This window comes from Bartonella sp. AP331QHHD (assembly GCF_042195905.1).
Classification (GTDB): Bacteria; Pseudomonadota; Alphaproteobacteria; order Rhizobiales; family Rhizobiaceae; genus Bartonella.
Genome location: NZ_JBHIPG010000030.1, coordinates 1 through 1,951 on the forward strand (window position 1 = coordinate 1; position 1,951 = coordinate 1,951).

Annotated in this window: 3 pseudogenes; 1 reads left to right on the top strand and 2 read right to left on the bottom strand. The window is 40.4% G+C overall.

What is annotated here, in order from left to right:
* Both ACFIMS_RS03410 and ACFIMS_RS03415 read right to left on the bottom strand, forming a co-directional pair.
* Nucleotides 1-1,253 (bottom strand): annotated as a pseudogene (locus ACFIMS_RS03410) (hypothetical protein); the annotation flags it as partial.
* A gap of 1 nt (nucleotide 1,254) precedes the next feature.
* Nucleotides 1,255-1,659 (bottom strand): annotated as a pseudogene (locus ACFIMS_RS03415) (hypothetical protein); the annotation flags it as partial.
* A gap of 172 nt (nucleotides 1,660-1,831) precedes the next feature.
* Here ACFIMS_RS03415 and ACFIMS_RS03420 point away from each other — a divergent pair.
* Nucleotides 1,832-1,951: pseudogene (locus tag ACFIMS_RS03420) on the top strand (DUF4102 domain-containing protein); the annotation flags it as partial.

The following is a 1,951-nucleotide window of genomic DNA, read 5'->3' on the forward strand; positions in this document are numbered from 1 at the left end:
TTCTTGCGAAACAACCGTTGCCTCCATCGGTGCTCCCGTAAACATAACAAGCCGATTTTCATCATCAAAAGCACCAAGCATGGGTGCGCCACTTTGCCAACGAGGGCTGTCTAAAGAAGCCGGCAAGGACTCAAGATTGATCGAGATCTCATCTAACTGTTCTAAAGTATAACCTGTCGTAAATACTGGAAACAACGTGAAAGGTTTTCCCTGTAGCGTCGACCATTTCTGCAATCCCCAATCATAAACAAAGGTCGTTTGCTCGTTATTGCCTCTCTTTAAGGACCAGTAAATCCGGTTATCAATGGGATCTATAACCCCTTGCATCTCATCAAGAGCAAACTTATCAAAGGTTTTAAAAACTGTTNNTTATCAATGGGATCTATAACCCCTTGCATCTCATCAAGAGCAAACTTATCAAAGGTTTTAAAAACTGTTCTATCAACCTTCTCAAAGCCTATCGGCAAAAGTTGACCATCCAAACTCATCTGATAAAAGCCACCATCACCAGCAAAAAAAGCATCACTCCCACGACACGCTATAGAGGCTGCATTGCGCGCTCCGCGCTTGTCTTGAAGCTTTTGAAAAATAAAGGGGACTTTAGAGCCTAGCGTAAAACAACCAGCATAAATAGCAGAACGCAAAAAAACGAGGGGATTGCTCGATTCCGTTGCCCCTTGAACATATTCTCCATCATTAAAATTATGATAATAACAATCTTTATCACCTACCGTCCAATGAGTTGCATCATTCAAACCCGACCAATGGATGCGATTGGGATGATCTGTTAATTGCATCAAACAAACAAAATCACCCCAAACCTTCACCAATCCTGCTTTCGGGGGATTGCCTCCTAAATCTTCAAACCGTTCAGAGCTATGAGTATTAAAGACTTGTGGTTTATCATTTTTATTCACCGCAATAATAGTTTCACCAAATAATGCAAACGACCATTTATTCTCTTCATTTGCTTGATAGGTCACACCACTTTGACTTATGTCTTTCCAACCCTTCGTTTGACTATCATAACTGTAAAGCTTTTTGGCTCCTCCTACGATTATCTTAACACCATTGCCACTTCTAAAGGCTATGCACCCCAACGGCTTTTCTTCTAAAGCATGAGACACTACCATTGCATTAGGCATCGGAATGTAACAGCCATCAGCCGGTAAAACATTCACAAGCATATCCGTAAAACTGCCGTTGACAACCGCAACATCTGGTCTGTAATCAGCGATTGGAAAATAAACCATATTAGAAATCCGTCGGAATTATTCGAGTGACGTTATGACGTTGAGACGTCTCTGCACGCAATTCATGCAACTGTTCGTTAAAGTCATTGTACGCTGCCGTTGCACAATCGGGTTCTTTAAGGATATTCTTGTAAAGTTCGTATTTTGCACGCGCCTTAATCAAATCAAACGCGTGCACAAACCATGGATGCTCCTCATCAACACTCTCTATCTCTGATAAACGCAATGGAGAGAGAATGAGTTGAATCTGATAGGCTTTATCCGGCGTGGGATAAAGATGTAATTTCCTATCAAAATAACTGTAACAAACCGGCGTTCCTTGCTGCTCTGATGATAACAAAGGCTCTAAAGAAACATGGTCCTTACACTCCAATGCAAACTTATGATGTTGATCAGAACTCAGATAACACATTGATTTATAATGATAATATAGCGTTATTCATATTGAATTAGAATCCCGAATAACGTAAGATTCTCTCATTTCAAATCTGTTTATCTTGAATCAACTAAAACCACTCATTTGTACATAACAAGTGGGATGAGTGTATGGATAAAATTTGTATAAGAAAGGACTAAAAATGGCTCTTATGAACCGTCTTAATGCAAGAGCTGTCGCAACATTGGGAGCTGGCAAATATAATGATGGTGCCGGCTTGTTACTTCATAAGCGTAAAGATGGAGGTGCTCAATGGATTTAC